Raw genomic sequence first — 19,664 nt, forward strand, 5'->3', positions numbered from 1 at the left:
GAAAACGCTCGTGTATTATTTTAGATTCTTAATTTCCTGTTCGTCCTTTTTCGTCTCCGTTTCCAGTGCTGTGTTTTTTGGCTTTGATGTCTTTATTTCCAAATTTATAACTTACAGATACTGAAAATGATCTACTGTCATAGTAATAGCGTGCTGTTTGAAATACGCCATTAACCGTTGTTGTTGTTCTTTCTGCGGAAGTTTTAAAAAGATCGTTTCCTCTTACAGTAATGTTCAAATTTTTATTGAGTAACAAATATTGTAGTGATAGTGATAATGAACTTGCCGATTTGGTATCAAAAATACCGTTTACACCAGGGAAACTGTACCAATAATTAACACCCATAAGTATAGTTTTATCTGTATTTAGATTGAAATCATTATACGTTGAAATTGTTGCATTGAGTCCTTTTTGATCTTCTTGTGCTTCTTCTAAATTAAATTCTGATTTAGAATAATTTATATCTAAACTATTATTACTAGACCACCAAGATATTTTGTCAAAGGTGTAATTTTCAGAAATTCCAAAACGTTGTGTGTTTATAAAGTTTTCGTTTGTGAAGCGAATAATATTTGTAGTTGCATTGGGCAATGGTACTTGTGAAAACAGGTTATCTTCATAACTGTAATATAGCTTAGTAACAAAGTTTTTATAGGTATTTGTCAATTCAAAATTATCAACAAATGACGGTTGCAAAAATGCATTTCCTTCTATGGTTTGAAATGGATTGATGAAATAGATATTCGGATTCAATTCAAAAAAGCTAGGTCTTTCAATACGTTTGCTATAGTTAAATGAGAAGTTTACGTTTTCCGAAGCATTATAAGAAAGGTAGAGCGTAGGGAAAAGCTTTGTATAATCATTTTTGGTTGATAAATTTAAGTTATTCGATTTAGAATCTGTTTGCGTAGCTTCCAGCCTGAATCCAATTTGTGCACTCCATTTATCATTGAGTTTTTTATTCGCAGAAATATACAATGCCTGAATGTCTTCTATATATTCGAAATCATTTTCCGATAGCGGCAAACTTGTAACCGGACTGTTAACCAAACCACTATTAAAAAATAAAATATCGTTTACTGATTTTGAGTTTGTTATTTTTCCACCAAAACTTAAATCGATCCAACTTAAAGGATATTCAACATCTAATTTTGCAGATATATTTTGTACATCTTGCTTGTTTGTGTTTGTTCCTCGGTAAAATTGTTCTGAGAATGGATTTTGTATCGTTGAAACTCCGTTGTATGTTTTTATATCTGGATTATCATATGTAAAGTAATCCAAATTTAATGTGATCTTTCGTCCTAAAGTATCTAATGTTACTTCATTGTTATAGTTTATGGAATGAATTTCTGGAGCCAAATCTATAGTTCCAGCAGATTGAAGCGATCTTGTTATTTCGTTTGTATTAGTATCAAAAACGGCGGTAAACGGATTATCTCGTAGTGCTACAGGTGTTTTGTTGTATAAATATTGTCCGCCCATTGTCCAGTTTGACGTCAGTTGATAATTGATGTCTATTCTACCGTTTATTCGTTTAATGTTTGCTTTAAAAGGCGACGATGTGTACCAAACTCCATCAGGAAAAAAGGCATAATCATCTTGTTCTTGATAGTAAGGTCCGTCACTGTAGTTAAACGACGTTGCAATGCTAAATTTGTTTTTATTAAAGTTAAAACTTCCTCCAACGCCACCAGTTGCGTAACGACGTTGCGTGTATGATGATTTTAACTGCGCATTCCATGAGTCTTTTTTGGCTTGTTTTAAAGTTATGTTTACCAAACCACTATTTCCTGAAGCTTCATATTTTGCTGGCGGCGTTGTGATGACTTCTATGTTTTTGATATCTTCTGAAGCAATAGATTTTAGAAAATTGACTAAATCTTCATCTGATAGTTGTACAATTTTATCATTTATCATTACTTGAAGGTTGCTTTTTCCTATCATCGTAATGTTATCATTTTGCACACGGATTCCAGGTGTTACTCTTAAAACTTCCAAAGCATCACCTTCAGAGGCTTTTGACGAGTTTTCGACATTAAAAACTAACCGATCTATTTTGCGTTGAATTAATTTCTTTTTTGCCGTAATGAGCACTTCTTCTAATTCTTGAGAATTTACAATTTCTATAATTCCTAAATCAATTGGTTTTTCAGTTACTGTTATATTTTTGGTGTACAGTACTTGACCAACATACGTAACTTGCAATGTGTAGTTTCCTTGCTTTGAGCTTATTTTGAATACACCTTTTGCATCAGTTATAGCTCCTGTTATAGCGGATGATTGATTAGTTACTAGTATAACTTCTGCAAATTCTAACGGATTTTGAGTTTCTTTTTCTATTACAGTACCTGTAATTTCAGTTTGAGCACTTACTGTTAAACATGTAAGTACTATTAAAATGGTTATAATTTTATTCATTTAATGGTTTTCTTGAAGACTTATTTAATGAGTTTTTATATGATAAAATTTTCGAATTCTGTTTCCGAATCTTCTGATATATTATTTTGATTCACAACTTGTATATTTTCAATTAAGCGTGATTGCTCTTCTAAAATAGGATGTTCAAAGATTTTATTTACAGTTATTTTTATTGAAAATTCTTTTTGAATTTTATTTGTTAATTTAATAACACTTAAACTATGACCGCCCAAATCAAAGAAATTGTCTTTAATCCCAATTTGTGCTACACCTAATAGTTCGTGCCACACTAGAACTAGTTTTTTTTCTATTTCCGTAGTTGCTGGAATATAATCAACAGAAGATATTAAGTTTACATCCTCTAAATTGACCAATACTTTACGATCTATTTTTTTGTTTGGTGTTAACGGAAAAGCGTCTAGTTTTATAAATTGTGATGGAATCATGTAATACGGCAATACTTTTTTTAGTTGCACGCGCAAATCATTCACATTGATTTCGTTTTCACTTGTAAAATATGCCGTTAATATACTATCGTCAAAAGGATCTTTTTTAGCAACCACAATGGCTTTTGAAATGGTTTCAATCAAGTTCATTTTAGATTCAATATCGCCCAATTCAATTCGGTAACCTCTAATTTTAACTTGCGTATCATTTCTACCTAAAAATATAAGTTCATTATCAGTATTCCATTTTACAACATCACCTGTTTCATATATGAATCCATCCGAAAAAGGATTTTTTATAAACCGTTGTGCTGTTAATTCTTTTTGCTTAAAGTATCCTTTTGCCAAACCGTCGCCACCAATAAATAAATGCCCAATGGTTCCTTTTGGTTGTAATTGTAAAAATTCATCTACTACATAAATTGTAGTGTTTGCAATAGGTTTTCCAATATTAGTAGCCTGATCGGGTTTTTCAATCTTTTTTGTCGTGGACCAAATTGTAGTTTCTGTAGGTCCATACATATTCCATAGTTCTAAATTAGTGTCTAATAATTGAGCGGCTAACGATTCACTTAATACATCTCCGCCACATACTATTTTTAATTCCTTGTTACCTTTCCAATCCGCATTAAATAATTGTTGATAGAAACTTGGCGTTGCCTGAATTATAGTTGGTTTTACCGTTTCTAATTCGTGTATTATTTTTTCAGGTTCAACCAACGTTTCATTGCTAACAATATAAACGCTTGCGCCAGAAATTAAAGGAGCAAAAAATTCGAGAATAGAAATGTCAAAAGAATAGGTTGTGACAGCAAATAATGTATCTGTATTTTTTATTCCAGGTGTTTTACAAATGCTTATTAAAAAGTTTAACAATGATCGATGTCCAACCTCAACACCTTTCGGATTCCCTGTAGAACCTGATGTGTATATTATATACGCCGTATCATTTCCTGTCGGAACAGTATCAATAGTTTCGTCTAATTGACTGCTTTTTGCTAAAATTTCATCTACAGTTAGTGTCGATATCGTATCCGTAGTTATTTCTGATAGTTCTTCGGAACAGATTAAGACTTTTATTCCACTGTGATTGATTATATATTTTAACCGATCTACAGGAAATGTTGGATCTAAAGGAATGTATGATTTACCAGATTTTAGTATTCCTAATAAAAGTGCAATTGTTGTTACAGAACGATCTAACAGAACTCCTAACGCATCTTTTTTGTGATTAAATTTTAGAGTTAAGTATGTTGCAATTTGAGTTGAAAGTGTATCTAATTCTTGATATGAATATTGCTTTGTTTCATCAATAACGGCAACTGCATTTGGTTTGTTTGTTACCTGTTTTTTAAAATAGTCTACAAAGGTATTTTCTTTAGCATATTCTTGTTCGGTATCATTCAATTCATGAAGTAGTTGCGTTTCTTCTTTTAACGTTAAAAAAGGAAGTTTGTAGAGCAACTCATTGGGTTTATGACTACAACTTTCAATTCCTATACACAAATGCGTTTGTAAATCGTCAATAAAAGTAGCTTCAAAAATATCCGAGTTGTACAACAATTTAATTTCCAATTCGTCATTTTTTTCTTCAAAGATAAATTCTAAATCAAATTTACTCATTGCATCATCAGTACTCACATATTCATGCACTTGCAATCCTTCTATCGTGTTTGAAGTTGTTGTACTATTGTCTGTGTTTTGTAATGTAACCATCACATCAAATAGCGGATTTCGGCTTAAATCGCGTTGCAAAGGCAGGTCACTCACCAATTTATCAAAAGGATATAATTGATGTTCATAAGCCGCTAACGTCGTTTCTTTTACTTTTTCTAGTAAGGTTTCAAAACTGTCATCTGCTTTAAATTTTGTCCGTAAGGCAAGCGTATTTATGTATATTCCTATTTGATTTTGTAATAAAGCATGTTCTCTTCCTGCAATTGGTGTTCCGATTATAAGATCGTTTTGATTGCTGTATTTGTATATTAGAAATTTCACAATTGCCACCAATCCCATGAATAGCGTGCTATTGTTTGATTGACATACCGAGCTAAATTTCTTTAGCATGTTTTTAGGTAATTTTTGAGTAACAATTTTACCGTTATAGGTTTTGTACGCTTGTCTTTTTTTGTTGGAAGGCAATGCTACTACTGGAATTTCTCCTTGAAATTGAAGTTCCCAATATTTTTTTGATTCCTTCGCTTTTTCTAGTATCAATTGATTTTGTTCCCAAGCGGCGTATTCTTTATATTGAATTGGTAATGGTTGTAAAGGCGATTCTTTTTTGTGTAAGAATGCATTATAGAGCGAGAATAATTCATTTGTAATAATTCCTAAAGACCAGCCATCACTGATGATATGATGAATTACAAAAATTAAAACTGTTTCTTCAGCTCTTGTTTTTATGAGTTTCGCTCTTAACAGATTTTCGTTAGCTAAATCAAAATTGTAGTTACTTTCAACTTCAATAATTTTCTTTAGTTCACTTTCAGTTGCATTTAAAAACCTAGTGTCTTCATATATAAGTTTAAAATTATTTTCTTCCTCAGATTTTATTATTTGCCGTATTTCTCCAGTTATAGCATCTTGTTTAAATCGAGTTCGTAACGCTTCATGACGCTCTATCAGCGCTTGAAATGCTTTTTTCATTAGTTGAACATCTGTGTGTCCATCAAGTATAAAAACGCCAGGCATATTGTATGCAACATTTCCACCTTCAAACTGACTTAACATCCATATTCTACGCTGTGAAGATGATACTATATAACTATCTTGCTTTCCTAATTTTGGAATATCTTCGTATGCAGATTTGACACTTTTTTCTATTAGTTTTGATTGATTTTTGATGCTACTTTCAATAAACAGATCATTAAAACGAATTGTTGTATTGAATTTTTTATTTACAAGATTTCGAAGTTTTGTAATTTTTAAACTGTGACCACCTAATTCGAAAAAATTATCTGTAACTCCAATTTTTTCAATACCAAGAACTTCTTCCCATATTGCAACCAACGCTATTTCTATATCATTTTTCGGAGCTATATATACATTTCGTATGCTATCTTCTCCAGAAATATTTGGCAATGCTTTTCTGTTAATTTTACCATTAGGAGTTAGCTCGAAACTGTCTAATTGCATGTAAAAATCAGGAATCATGTAGTTCGGAAGTTTCTTTTGCAGAAAGTCCTTTACACTCGATTTATTGATGTGAATGCTAGAAATATAGTAAGCGATTAATACTTTTTCTTCATTGATTTCTTTTACAGCAACCACCACATTTTCTATTTCTTCGGCGTACTGTTTTAGTACAGTTTCTATTTCACCTAATTCAATTCTGTATCCGCGTAGTTTGACTTGCTGATCAATTCGTCCTAAAAATTCAATAGTTCCATCAGGCAACCATCTCGCTAAATCCCCAGATTTATACATTTTATTGTTTTCAATAAAAGGATGATTGATAAATTTCTCTTTTGTGATTTCTTCTTTATTTAAATATCCTGAAGCTAAACCCAAACCTGATATGCACAATTCACCTGCTACGCCAATTGGTTGCAACTTATTTTCATCATTTAAAATTATGATATTTCTGTTTGCAATCGGTTTTCCAATAGGAATTGTTTTTGTTTGAGATTCAACTTTGTAATACGTTGCACAAACGGTACTTTCTGTTGGTCCATACGTATTGTAAACTTCAAATTTGTGGTGTAAATTATTGATGTATTCAAAATTCAGCGTGTCGCCTCCGCTAATTAATGTTCGAAAATTGAGCGATTGATAATGAGCTACGTTTTGATTTAGAAACGCTAACGCATACGGATTTGTACTTAAAATTGATATTTTATGTTCTTCACACTTCTTAAATAATTGATCAAAATCGTTGTTTTCTTTTATAACAACCAATTTTCCTCCACTCAGTAATATTGGGAAAATTTCTTCAATTGATGTGTCAAAAGATATACTTGCTTGTTGCAGTAAACTATCAGCATTTGTAAGATTGAAATAGTTTTTGAAAGTCAAAGAATAATCTGAAAGATTACGATGTTTTATTAATACACCTTTAGGATTTCCAGTAGTTCCAGAAGTGTATATGATGTATGCTAACTGATTTTGATTGGTTATCCTTTGTAGGTTTTCAACATCATTTTTATGCTTAAATAGCTTGAAACTTTCCAACTCTTTTTCATCGATAACGAGTTTGCAATCACAATCATTTTCAATGTAATTGATGCGCTCTTGCGGATATGAAATATCTATAGGTACGTACGCGGCTCTTGATTTTAATATTCCAAAGATTGCGATTAATACTTGTTCGCTTCTCTCTAATTTTATTCCTATTAAATCATTGGATTGAATGTCATATTTTTGAATAAGATATTGCGCTAACAGAGTTGCTTCTTTGTTAAATTCTGTATAGGTTAGCTTCTTGTTTTTAAACACCAATGCTATATGATCAGGTGTTTTTGCTACCTGTTCTTCAAATAAATCAATGACCGTTTTATCTTTTGAATAAGCTACTTTTGTATCATTAAAATCTTCTAGTATTTGTTTCTTTTCTTCTTCAATAATATATGTTAATGACGCTATGGAATTTTCCGAATTATCAATGGCTTTGCTCAGTACGTTTTCAAAATGCGTGAACATTCGTTCGATCAAGAATTCGTCATAAATATCAGTATCGTATTCAATACTTAAGACTAAACCTTCTTTTTCTATAAACGTAAAACTTAGATCGAATTGAGACGTATTTCGATTCACTTCATAATCTTCAACCTGTATTCCTGAAAGATTGTGCTCTGTTTTTATGGTGTGAAGTTGTGCTTGATTTTGCAAAACAACCATTACATCAAATAATGGCGAACGCGACGTATCTCTTTGTAAATTTAGCTTGTTCACTAATTCATCAAAAGGATAGTTTTGATGTTCGTAAGCAGCTAATAAAGTTTGTTTTTGACGTTCTAATACATCTAAAAAGCGATAGGAACCTTCTACATTTGTTCGAATGGCTAAGGTGTTTAAATACAATCCTAGTTGTCCTTCTAAATCTGGATGTTCTCTTCCTGCTATTGGAGTTCCTATTATGATATCGTTTTGGTTTGTATAACGATATAATAGTGTATTGATTCCAGCCATAATGGTCATAAACAAAGTAACATCTTTTGATTTTGAAAAGGTTGTTAACTTCTTTAAAAAAGATGTTGAAAAATGATGAGTTAGTGTATGTCCGTTATATGTTTTTACTTTTGGTCTGCTTTTGAAACTTGGGATATCTATAATTGGAAGTTCTCCTTGAAATTGAGAGCGCCAATAGGTTGCAGCAACTTTGTATTGTTCTTTTGTTAATGCTGACTGTAACCAAACAGCATAATCTTTGTATTGAATTTCTAATTTTGGAACAATGTATTCTTTATTTTGAACTAAATTATTATAGGTTGAAATGACTTCAGATATTACTAATTCCATTGACCAACCATCACCAATAATGTGATGCATGGTTAGTGAGAATATATGTTCTTTTTTTTGAGTTTTAAAAAGTACAGCTCTTACTAATAATTCATTTGCTAAATCAAAAGCTTTGGCATGTTCTTCTTGTAAAACGTGCTCAATGTCTTTCTTTGTTTGATGAGTTATATCTTTTTCTAAAAGATTGAACTCAAAAAGATCTTCTTGTGTTATGTATTGATGAACTTCTCCTAATTCGTTGATTTTGAAATTCGTTCTTAGTATTTCATGACGCTTTATTAAGATTTTAAAAGCTTCTTCAAATTTTAGAATGTCTAAATCGCCTTTTAATGTAACTGCTCCAGGCATATTATAGGCTAAATTTCCACCTTCTAATTGGTTTAAAATCCAGATTCTATGCTGCGATGTTGTTAATGGATAACATGATTTGGTTGCTGTTTTCGGAATTGGATGGTAACTACTATTGGATAGTTTTTTACTTAATTCTTCTATTGTCGGACTTTCAAAGAACGACTTATATGTAATGCTCTTGTTTAGTTGTTTGTAAACGCTGTTAATTATTTGACCAACTAGCAAACTATGTCCGCCAAGTTCAAAGAAGTTATCAGTAATTCCTATTCTTTCGATACCTAATACTTTTTGCCATATGGCAACTAATTGTTTTTCTACTTCCGTACGAGGTGATGTGTATTCTTTTTGAACAAGAGCTTCTGAGTTAATTTTTGGAAGTCCTTTTCTGTCTACCTTACCATTAGTTGTTAGCGGAATAGTATTTAATGCCATATAGTAACTTGGAACCATATACGACGGTAGTTTGCTTTGCAGAAAATCTCTTAACGCTGATTTTTCTATGTCTGACTTAGAAACGTAATATGCAACCAGTTCTTTTTCTTGTTCCGTTTGACTTACATTTAATACAACTTGTTGAATTGCATCCGAAAACTGAATAATTGTGTTTTCTATTTCTTCTAATTCTATTCGAAAACCGCGTATTTTAACTTGTGTATCTTTTCGTCCTAAAAACGCTATGTTTCCATCTGGCAGCCATTTGGCCAAATCTCCTGTGTCATACATGCGTTCTCCTTTTATAAAAGGATTTTCTATGAAGCGTTCTGCCGTTAAGTCTGGATTGTTTAGATAACCTCTTGCAACACCAGCTCCTGATACATATAATTTACCCGGAACACCTATTGCCGTTGGCGCTAAATTAGCATCTAAGATATAGGTGTATGAATTTGAAATTGGCTTTCCTATAGGTATTGAAGTATATTTTTTGTTCTCAATAGCATAGGTTGTTGATAAGGTTGTATTTTCAGTTGGACCATATCCATTAAATAATTTAATTTTCGAACATTCTTTGTATAACCTTACAACATGAATTGGAGAAACAACATCTCCTCCAACTAATAATTGATGTATTGCATCAAAAACACGTAAATCTTGATCGACAACTTGACTAAACCAAGAAGATGTCATGAATAAACTATTAACAGCTAAGTTATTAATGAGTTCTTTGAGTTTGTCTGTATTTAATAAGTTCTCTTTAGAAGCAATTATCAATTTTGAGCCATTTAGTAGCGTTCCAAAATATTCAATAATTGTTGCATCAAAAGAAGTTGAACCTGTACTTAGTAACGTATTATCTGAATTTAAAGGAAAATACAAACACGGCTTTACTAATCGAATAACATTTCCATGTTCTACCATAACTCCTTTGGAATTTCCCGTTGTTCCAGAAGTGTACATTATATACGCTAAATGGTTAGACTTAGTAATCTTTTTTAGGTTTTGATTACTGTACGTATCTTTATTTGTAGCAAAGCTTTTTAGTTTTTCCTCATCTATAACTACTTTACAAGCACTATGTTTTTCAATATAGTTTATACGTTCTTTCGGATAATTTATATCTATCGGAACATATGCTGCACCAGATTTTAGAATTCCTAAAATAGCGACTATTAGTTGCTCGCTTCTCTCTAATTTTATCCCAATTAAATCATCTGGTTGAATGGTATAGGTTTCTCTTAAATTATGTGCTAACTGATTTACTTGCTCATTAAGTTCAGTATACGTTAGTTGTTTATCTTCAAATACTAAGGCAATAGAAGTTGGAGTTTTTTCTACTTGTTCTTCAAATAAATCAATTATGGTTTTATCCTTTGGATATTCAACCTTAGTGTCATTAAATGAGTATAAAACTTCTTCTTTTTCCTGTTCAGATATAATAGGAAGTTTGTCGACTGTTGCATTTATGTAATTTTCAAGATTGCACAGCCAATTCTTTACATTACCTAAAAAATGATTCGCAACATATTCTATTGTAAAATTATTGTCATAAGAAATAGAAATGGTAAGTCCGTCTTCTTTTTTATTAATCGTTAAGTAGAAAGGAAAATCACTTTTTTCATTCTGAGGCTTCTCATTGTAAGAAAAACCAAAAGAAGTATACCTGCTAAACGAATTGTCTTGTAGTACACTAGTGTCGAAGCTTGAATATTTAAAGACTTCTTGTACTTCTTGTTTAACTTTAGTAAGACTTTCTTTTAGTGTAGTAGCATTAAGAGATTGGAATTTGTATAGTAATACTTGTTTTTTCTCCGCGACTCCCGATGAAGCTATAAATTGTTGCGATTCGAAATAACGATTCAATAGCATGCTATACAATGTGAGAAGTACTGTAAACTCTGCCGCTTTATTGTTAGAAGTGAGTTTGTTAAAATAAGATAGTTCCTCTTTTTTTATGCTAAGTTCTTCGGTTTCAAACAGTGTTAATGAACTATCGTTAATGATAGGACATAACTTTAGCTTATTGATCCAGTAGTTGTCTATTAATTTATTTTCTAAACTTCTATTCAAAATATATTAAATTTTTTGAGCTGTATTTACTTCTTCAAAGTACCATGAAGGAATACTTGTCGTACAATTTCGTTGCAATGAGTTTGTGTTTGTAATACCTTAAGTGTTTTTTTCAAAAACGAATGTAAGCACAGGTTCTGTTAACAGAAGTTGCTTTTTAAATTCTAAAAAAAGAATTAATCGTAACAAAAAGATAAGAAGGAAATAAAGATTTTAAAACAGTTTTTTTGATCATTTACTGCTGTGTTTTTTCTACTTAAAGTAAAAAAGATTTCTATGGAAATTTAGTGTAAAGATTTATATTTTTTCTCTCAACGAGATTTTAAAAGCAATACATATAAATCAATGAAAGGACTCAAAATCAGTATTATAAATTTTAAGTTTAGACAAAAGCTACGCTGTCCTCACTTACATGAAGTTGTTGCTTGCTGTTATCTGAAATAGGGGGAATTGGTAATTTTTTACTTCTAATTTTTCAAGAGTTAAATATCTTAATATTGTTTTTTATAAACAAATTTTATAGTGATAAAATATTAGGGAGTTATACAATCATGCAGAAACCATAATTACAACCGCGCATGTGGTGCCTGTATAGATAAATCATGTTCTCTTGAGTACGAAACGAAAAATAAACTAAAACAATAAGGCAAACTATTTATTTCAGCTTGCTTTCTATTTATTTGTGATCATGGCAGGATTATTTCATGATCCTAAAAACGCTCCGCGTTGAGAATCAAAAAACAATATTTTACTTCGTTGCAAAAAAAGAAGCGAGCTTCATTTTTGAAACTCGCTTCATATTGAATCTTTTTTGATTCATTTGTGACCGCGAGCTTTCAAAGTTCGAACTTTTTGATTGAGGATTTAAAGGCTATTAACGTGTTTGTAAAAGAACACATCACTTTATTAATTGTCGTTTAAAATCATCTAAGTTTTTCTTTCAATGCTTCCACAACTACGGCTGTTAATGCAGGATCATAAAAGTCATTATATGCAGCAACCAATGCACCTTGATTATCTTTTTTGATATTATTATTCATTATCCAAGGATAAGTAAGCATATCAGTAGCAGGTTTTGTAGCAAATAAAGGCGAAGTAGCTTGGAAATTTCCTGTTCCGATTCTTGCCATTCCGCCTTTTGTTGCGGTTGCGGTTAATTGCAATGACATTTCTATTAGGTCCTTTCCGCTCCAAGAATCTTTGTTAAGATCTTTTATTGCATTTATTACGTTTTTAGAGTTTGATGATTGATACTGTTTATCACTATAAGAGCCTTTAACTTTAATTCCTTTTCCAGCACCTAAAATTTTATTATTTCCAATAACTATTAATCTTTCTTGAGTATTGATTAATTCTTCTACTGATTTTTTTAAAGAAGATTTATCTCCAACTTTTAAAGAAGAGTCGTGTTGTTTAATTACATCAGCCATGATTTTATCCAACTCCTTTTTTGTAGCAAGTTCTATTGCATCTGCTATGCCGTTAGACACAGCATTAATAACTACAATTTCTTTAGGATTTTTATCTAAAAAATTAACAATTTGAGATAATGTGGAATGATATGTTTCTCCAGGAACAATTCCATGTATATGCCTTACCTCATTTTTATACTTTTGAAATATTAATTCTAAAGCGGCAGCACCTCCAATACCAACCATTCCAAATAATAGTTTTAAATACCATGGAAGACCATCTGCATACAACCTAAGAGCCCAACCATCGGTTAACTTTCCTGGTCTAAAATCAAAGATTCTTGAACCTAAAGCTAATTGATTTCCTATGGAATCTTTTTGTGTATTGGCGAAAGCCGCAAAATAATGATTTGGCTGAGAGAGATACATTCCTGAGTCATGTGAACCAGGTAATATCATGTCTGATAGTTTTAAATTTTTATACTTATCAGTGCCAATATCATTAAATAATTTTTCCATCCATCTACTCTGATTTTCTGAAATCGTTCCATAAAATTGGTGAGCGTTGGTAAGCCCTGCCATTGTTCCTGAATCTGAATAATATAAACCAAAAGATGCGCAAAAATCACTGTGAATTATTGAAGGAATAGCTAAATTGTTGATATCTTCATCATTAATATTCCCTGTCATTCCCGACACTTGTATTGATCTTTCATAGACACGCTTACTTCCTTTGTAAAACTCTAAACTTAATCGATCATTCTCACCTACAACATACCCAGGCATTTCATAATGATCTTTATTGTATTTATAGTTCGTTCGATATGGATATTTGTGATGTTCATCAGATTTATAACTATGATATACTGTTTTTACTCCTTGGGTACTAAATCCTTTCGTGGAAAAAGTATACAAATCGACTCTTTTTGATGGCATAATAACTTACATTTAAAAATGGTTCCTACTCTATTTTAGGCTTTTCGAATTCCGCCTTTTGTCTGATACAAATATCAAGAGAAGCAACAAACCTATCTATAGGGCTTTTACCGTATTTAAAATACTAGGGAATTCCCGATGCCACTTTTTTGCTAAAGAATAACATGTCAATCAAAAAACATAAAAGCCTTTTTATCAAATCATTAAACACAAAAAAAAGGAAGTTATCTTATATGAAGACAACTTCCTTTTTGTAATTGTAAAAATTAATATGAAACCTTAATTAATCTAAAAGTATTAGAGTGTTTGGATCAACTAGATTGTTTTGAATGGCGTAAATGATAAGTCCAACTGAGTTTTTAACTCCAGTTTTTATAAGTAGATTGCTTTTGTGCATTTCTACTGTTTTTGGTGAGATAAATAATTTTTCAGCAATTTCTTTCGTCGTCAATTGTTGACACACTAATTGCAATACTTCTAATTCTCGTTCAGACAAACTATCTTTTGAATCAAGATAAATTTTAGGGCTTTTGGGAGATACTTGTTCGCGTAGACTTACTATTTGTTCTTCTGAAAAATAGTGTCCATGTTGTTGTACTTTGTAGATAACTTCAATTAATTCTTCAGGATCTATTTCTTTTGGTAAAAAGGCATCACAACCTAATTTCAACATTTGCCCCATATAATACGGATCATAATGACTGGACATGACGATAACTTTTGGTTTTTCTGATCTTTTAGAAAGTGCTTCCAAAACATCTAGTCCGCTGCCATTGTTCATGCGTAAATCAAGAAGAATGACTTCTGGCATTGTTACATGATTATTTAGTTTTTCTAAAAAACTATTTCCGCTATTGACAGTATACAGTGTTTTAATAGTACTGTTTCGTTCAAAAAAATCTACTAATAAATTTGCTACCATCGTGTCATCATCAATGATTGCAATATTGATTGTAAGTGTATTATCTTTCATCTACTAAGTTTTGTTTACTGGCATTTTTAATAAAAAACACGTTCTGATATTTGGAATACTTTTAAATTTATAACTTCCATTTAATAACTGCGTACGTGCTGTAATGTTTTTAAACCCTAATCCTTTCGAATTAGAATCTTCAAATCCAACACCATTATCTTCAATTTTTAACGCAATGTATTCTTTAGTAATTCGCAATAGAAATATAATCTGATTTGCCTCCGCATGTTTTAAAATGTTTGTGGTGACTTCTTGCACAATTCTCAATAATTGAAGCTTTGTATTAGCATCTATTTCATCTTTACTAAGAACTACTTTATGTGTTTTAATTGTACTATCTGATCCCAAGCCATTAATTACTTTATGAAGTAATTCTTGCAGTGAAGTTTCCTCTATAAATGGCGGCATTAGATCATGTGAAATAAGTCGCACCGTTTTTATACATTCTTTCAGTTTTGTGTTTATAGCTTTCTCATCATCTTTTTTTGAAAGCCTGATGACATTTAACTGTGAAACCAATCCGTCATGTATATCTTGAGCAATTCTATTTCTTTCTTTTTCTTGTGTAAGAATGGTTGTCTTTAATAATTCTTTTTGGTACTCTAATTTATTCTCATTAAGTCTTTGTTCTTTTTTGAGTATATTTTTATAGAACAATCGTATGAGTATAATAATAAAAAATACCAAGCCCATTACGAACAGTATCACAAACCACATCCAAAACTCGGTACCTTCTATTTCTTGCCTAACTTGCATCCAAAGTAAATTAATGAAATATAAAATAATTGAATCAAAAAGAATCTAAACAGCCCAATACGCACATCACTAAGTATATTGTTATCCAAGAGAAATTTTAGCATGACGAATAGAATGATTTCCAACGAAAAGAATAGGAAAATAATAGCATGTAAAATAAATTCTTTAAAATTATACGGTATCGTCTGTTTCATTAATCTAACAAAATAAAATATTGGATATAGAAGTACTAATAGTTCTATGATTGCTGTATAATGAAGTACAAAGTTTGGATTTTCATCATGAATATATACAATTCCTATAAGCATTGTTATTAATACAATACTCATCATAATCTTGTATGATTTTTTATTTAAAAATGATAAAGATAATCCATCATATATACTGTGAATTAAAAGTAAATACAGAGGTCCAGAGAAATAAAAAGTCCACAAATGATCACTATTACTTTTTTGTGTCAACACAAAGGAAAACACTTCTAAGGCTAATAACCCAATTACTCCGAATAGTATTCCTTTGTAATTTTTATTATATACCAACAACAGCGTTCCTATTGATAATATAACTAAGGGAGTAATTTTAATAATTTGAATTAACGTTTCGGTTGTCATTAATAGTCAGGTAACAGCGAATATTTTTCTTTATTATATGATTTATGATCTGTGCATAAACATGAACGATCTGCAAAATACTCTTTTGTATTGTCTGAGTCAGTTATGTTTGTGACAATTATATCAATCATATAATCAGACATTTTTGATACTGCATAGTGTAAACCATTTTCATCTTTTGCTTCTCGATCTTTAATACGTTTTAAGCCAAAAAAATGATGTGCATAGTCTGACTTTGTCGTTTTACCATTTTCTTCAGGTTCAAAAATCCCAACTAAATCTTCAAATGGGTTTGCAATCATTGGAAAATAGATTCTTTCATTGCTACGCAAACCTTTATACTTAATAGATAACCAATTGTGTGAGAACATTTTCCAACGGAAACTTCTGTTCAATGCTTCTACTAATGGAAGCAAATAATCTTGGTTAGCATTTGGTGCTACTTCTAAGTTTTGATAACATTTTAATACTTCTCTAGATTCTAATTCTCCTATATGATTAGAGAGTTCTTTTTCAAAGACAAAATCATGCGCGCTTTCTTTATCTGATACGTCATCAATAACTAAAATTTTAAATTTCCCGTCTTCAATTCCAAAATAATAATGTACATAATTTGGATTTTTTGCTTTCATTTTTTCATATTCTTTCCGATCAATATGAAATGAAAAACCTGAATTTAAATGGTTTGAAATTTCTAATACATTCCTTGTGTCTAATAGATTTTGCCAGTTTTGAGTGTAGTTAAGATACGTTTTATTCATTTTTATGTGTAAAATTAATAAGTATCTAAATTTACTTTTTTTAAATTAAAAAGCCCTGCTAAATAGCAGGGCTTTTCTATAGAAAGAAATTTCTGTAGTGACCGCGAACATTCAAAGTTCGAACTTTTTGGTAGAGGATTTACGGAAGATTAATTTGTTTTTTGAAAGATGTAATTTTTTATAATACAGAAAATATCATTAGATTGTAAGATAACTTTTAAATAATTTGAAAAAGCATGAAAAATAGATTTATAATTCTCTTATCATTGTTACTCATTTCTTTATTCTGTCATGCACAAAAGGTTAAATTGAAAAGAGGAACAATTTTTATCGAAGGAACAGAAACCTTAAGTTATGAGAAAAAATCTCACAAGACCGAGTATGTGATATATAAACTAAACACAAAAGAAGAAATAATCAATGTTGTAAGTAATATTAGAGAAGGATACAAGAAAATATATTTTGTTGAATCAAAGAAAAGTTTAGAAACAAGACTAACTTATTGGAATAGATCATTTATAAAATGGCTCATAGAACAAAATGTTTTAAATCTAAATGGTACAATAAATGATGAAAAGGTAGACTCATTTATTGCAAAATATGATGAAAGAATAACCCAGAGAAATTGACATTATTATTTAAACATAGACTTTTGATTATATCAATGTGTCATCCTAAAATACATTGATAATTTCTAAATAAAAAATCCTCAAGCGTTGCATTGCATTTTTGTTTTCTTTAAATTTTTGAAGTGTTCCTTCTATTTTTCCGAAAACAAAAAATCCACACTTTCGTGCGGATTTCCTGCTTGATGTGACCGCGAACATTCAAAGTTCGAACTTTTTGATGGAGGATTTGAAAAGGATTGGGTTGTTTATTAAAGAACATTCTATGTTATTGAATGTTTCTTAGAAATATAATTTCTCATTTACGGTTTTCCGTATAATTTATTTAAATCTCTCTTGTATTTTAGATTAAATCTTTTTTATAAGTATTAGGAACAGAAAAATTTCTGTTCCTAATACTTCTTGACTAATTTAAAAAACAAAAAAATAATGTCATTGAAAATATCCTCAGACCGAAAAATTGAAATTTATGTTGAGGCCAAAAGGAGAATGAAGTTATGGCTTACTCATTCGAATTTTGATGAGATGACTGTAAAGGGAAGTAAAATGAGGTTTGATATGGCTTTAGGCCTGTTTGGAGGTTATCCATTGGAAGAACCCGAATGGATGAAAGACAAATCATTTACAGACTTTATTACCGAAGCAGAGTTTGAATCATCAGAATACGAGGGAATTATAGATCAACTATTTAAAGAAGCAGAAAAAAATAACTAGATACAATATTGTTGCAAAGAACCTAACTTATAAATACTTAATAATCAAAGTTCTGCATAGAACTATCTTCTCAGGTATAAAAAATAATATGAATTCCTGTTAAGCATAATCTTTTATTAAAAATGAAAACACAGACAATGACTGATTGGAAAATAAAACTTAATGAAGTGGGCTTTGTTCACTTACCAAGTCAGACCGAATTTGAGTTAAGTCAAATTTTGAAACAATTAGGAAATGTAATTAACGAAACAGATGTTATTGCCAATTCCGAGAGTAAAAGTTTGGTAACGTCTGATAAGTTTTTAGATTTTCATACAGACAATCATTTAGCCAAATACATAATTTGGTATTGTCATAAGCCAGCCCAAGAAGGTGGATATTCAATTCTTTGTGATGGAGAACAAGTTTATAACTTGTTGAATGAAGATGAAAAAGCTCAACTCACAAAGATTCACGTTTACGAACATAAAATGTTCCCTGAAAACCGAAATTCTAATCCAATAGTTAGAAAGATTGACGGAAACAGAAGATTTTATTATTCATTTTGGTTGGCACGAGAAAAATATAGACAACTTCCTGTCTTTAAAAAATGGCGAGAACTAATTCAAAATTCTAATTACACAAAACTACGACTTGAAAAATCTGATATTCTGATAGTTGATAATCATAGAATTTTTCACGGAAGAACTGAAATAAAAGGCGAACGATTTCTTAAACGATATTGGCTAAATCCAGACTTTAAAGCAACAAGAACTTTTTACAATCAAAATTCATAAATTATGCAAAATCCAGTTATTCACACAGCTACTGAACTAATTCTCCCAGACCCAATTAGTCCCGAAAGAATTTCATTTCTAATTAATGCCAAAAGTATTACCCCTGAAGTGGCTGAAATAGATTTGGAACTTCTAAAACAAAAATTACAAGACCCAGAAGAAGGAATGGGATGGACTGCTGAACAAGTTGATAGTGCCGAAATTGAATATAAACGATACTTGAACCTTTGTATGAAATACGGTAAAGGAATTGTTCCTAATAAAATAATGGATCAAACTTGGCACTATCATATTTTAGATACAAGAGCTTATCATAAAGATTGTGATAAATTGTTTGGTGGATATATGCATCATTACCCTTATTTTGGAATGCGTGGAGAACAAGACGCAGAAGATTTGAAAAACTCTTTTGAGAATACTAAAGATTTATACTTGAAATTGTTTGATGAAGAAATGGCGAGAGACGAACACAATAAGTGTTGGCACGATTGTGAAAATAGATGTTGGAATGCTTGCCCGTCTGATAAATAGGAATGGCAAAAGAGCAATATTCTATCTCCATTAATCGATTTTATGTATTACTCAAAGAATTTAAAAAAAATAGAATACTACAAAACCTAACTATATACAATTTTTAGTATGTTATGGGAAAGTTAGCTTGCTGATAGAAGAAAATCATGACTTTGTAAAACCTGCACAGTTTAGTGGGTATTGCCATAAAAGTAATAAACAACTTTATTAGTAAATATCTAACTCTTAAATATTTTAAATATCATATCATTACACAAAAATATCCGCTCGGGTATAAAACAAAAAAACCTGTAATCTTTTAAATTACAGGTTTTTACAATTTTTGTGACCCCGAACTTTCAAAGTTCGAACTTTTTGGTTGGGGATTTGAGAGAAATAAGCCAA

11 protein-coding genes are annotated in these 19,664 nt (G+C 30.7%); 4 read left to right on the forward strand and 7 right to left on the reverse strand.

The window, feature by feature from the left end:
• Positions 1-28: 28 nt before the first annotated feature.
• The 7 genes from ACQ654_RS20960 to ACQ654_RS20990 form a co-directional block, all read right to left on the reverse strand.
• Positions 29-2,422, reverse strand: coding sequence for a TonB-dependent receptor domain-containing protein (locus ACQ654_RS20960; RefSeq protein ID WP_430412298.1), 2,394 nt, complete (start codon positions 2,420-2,422; stop codon positions 29-31).
• Between the two features lie 35 nt (positions 2,423-2,457).
• Entirely contained in the window at positions 2,458-11,184 is an 8,727-nt protein-coding gene (locus ACQ654_RS20965) for an amino acid adenylation domain-containing protein (protein ID WP_430412299.1), read from the reverse strand.
• Between the two features lie 923 nt (positions 11,185-12,107).
• The gene (locus ACQ654_RS20970) at positions 12,108-13,532 is read right to left on the reverse strand and encodes a hypothetical protein (RefSeq protein ID WP_430412300.1); all 1,425 of its coding nucleotides are present in this window, start codon (positions 13,530-13,532) and stop codon (positions 12,108-12,110) included.
• 283 nt (positions 13,533-13,815) lie between these two features.
• On the reverse strand, positions 13,816-14,505 hold the full coding sequence (locus ACQ654_RS20975; RefSeq protein WP_430412301.1) for a response regulator transcription factor: 690 nt from the start codon (positions 14,503-14,505) through the stop codon (positions 13,816-13,818).
• A gap of 3 nt (positions 14,506-14,508) precedes the next feature.
• The gene (locus ACQ654_RS20980) at positions 14,509-15,261 is read right to left on the reverse strand and encodes a sensor histidine kinase (RefSeq protein ID WP_430412302.1); all 753 of its coding nucleotides are present in this window, start codon (positions 15,259-15,261) and stop codon (positions 14,509-14,511) included.
• Positions 15,240-15,872, reverse strand: coding sequence for a hypothetical protein (locus ACQ654_RS20985; RefSeq protein ID WP_430412303.1), 633 nt, complete (start codon positions 15,870-15,872; stop codon positions 15,240-15,242). The genes ACQ654_RS20980 and ACQ654_RS20985 overlap by 22 nt, the downstream gene beginning before the upstream one ends.
• A complete protein-coding gene (locus ACQ654_RS20990; RefSeq protein ID WP_430412304.1) occupies positions 15,872-16,633 on the reverse strand; it encodes a hypothetical protein in 762 nt (253 codons plus the stop codon). The genes ACQ654_RS20985 and ACQ654_RS20990 overlap by 1 nt, the downstream gene beginning before the upstream one ends.
• A gap of 308 nt (positions 16,634-16,941) precedes the next feature.
• Here ACQ654_RS20990 and ACQ654_RS20995 point away from each other — a divergent pair, with 308 nt between their 5' ends.
• From ACQ654_RS20995 to ACQ654_RS21010, 4 genes are all read left to right on the forward strand, one after another.
• On the forward strand, positions 16,942-17,262 hold the full coding sequence (locus ACQ654_RS20995; protein ID WP_430412305.1) for a hypothetical protein: 321 nt from the start codon (positions 16,942-16,944) through the stop codon (positions 17,260-17,262).
• A 555-nt stretch (positions 17,263-17,817) separates the two neighbouring features.
• Positions 17,818-17,973: a hypothetical protein gene (locus ACQ654_RS21000; RefSeq protein ID WP_430412306.1), complete on the forward strand. Its 156-nt coding sequence runs from the start codon at positions 17,818-17,820 to the stop codon at positions 17,971-17,973.
• 122 nt (positions 17,974-18,095) lie between these two features.
• Positions 18,096-18,749, forward strand: a complete 654-nt coding sequence (locus ACQ654_RS21005; protein ID WP_430412307.1) for a TauD/TfdA family dioxygenase — start codon at positions 18,096-18,098, stop codon at positions 18,747-18,749.
• A 3-nt stretch (positions 18,750-18,752) separates the two neighbouring features.
• Positions 18,753-19,280 carry a glycine-rich domain-containing protein gene (locus tag ACQ654_RS21010; protein WP_430412308.1) on the forward strand — a complete coding sequence of 176 codons (528 nt, stop codon included), beginning with the start codon at positions 18,753-18,755 and terminating at the stop codon, positions 19,278-19,280.
• Positions 19,281-19,664 lie beyond the last annotated feature (384 nt).

This window comes from Kordia sp. (genome assembly GCF_965283645.1).
Lineage (GTDB): Bacteria > Bacteroidota > Bacteroidia > Flavobacteriales > Flavobacteriaceae > Kordia.

Coding starts and splice junctions, on each gene's coding strand:
- ACQ654_RS20980 (WP_430412302.1), bottom strand. CDS start 15,261: ATGCAAGTTAGGCAAGAAATAGAAGGTACCGAGTTTTGGATGTGGTTT.
- ACQ654_RS20985 (WP_430412303.1), bottom strand. CDS start 15,872: ATGACAACCGAAACGTTAATTCAAATTATTAAAATTACTCCCTTAGTT.
- ACQ654_RS20990 (WP_430412304.1), bottom strand. CDS start 16,633: ATGAATAAAACGTATCTTAACTACACTCAAAACTGGCAAAATCTATTA.
- ACQ654_RS20975 (WP_430412301.1), bottom strand. CDS start 14,505: ATGAAAGATAATACACTTACAATCAATATTGCAATCATTGATGATGAC.
- ACQ654_RS20970 (WP_430412300.1), bottom strand. CDS start 13,532: ATGCCATCAAAAAGAGTCGATTTGTATACTTTTTCCACGAAAGGATTT.
- ACQ654_RS21010 (WP_430412308.1), top strand. CDS start 18,753: ATGCAAAATCCAGTTATTCACACAGCTACTGAACTAATTCTCCCAGAC.
- ACQ654_RS20960 (WP_430412298.1), bottom strand. CDS start 2,422: ATGAATAAAATTATAACCATTTTAATAGTACTTACATGTTTAACAGTA.
- ACQ654_RS21000 (WP_430412306.1), top strand. CDS start 17,818: ATGGCTTTAGGCCTGTTTGGAGGTTATCCATTGGAAGAACCCGAATGG.
- ACQ654_RS21005 (WP_430412307.1), top strand. CDS start 18,096: ATGAAAACACAGACAATGACTGATTGGAAAATAAAACTTAATGAAGTG.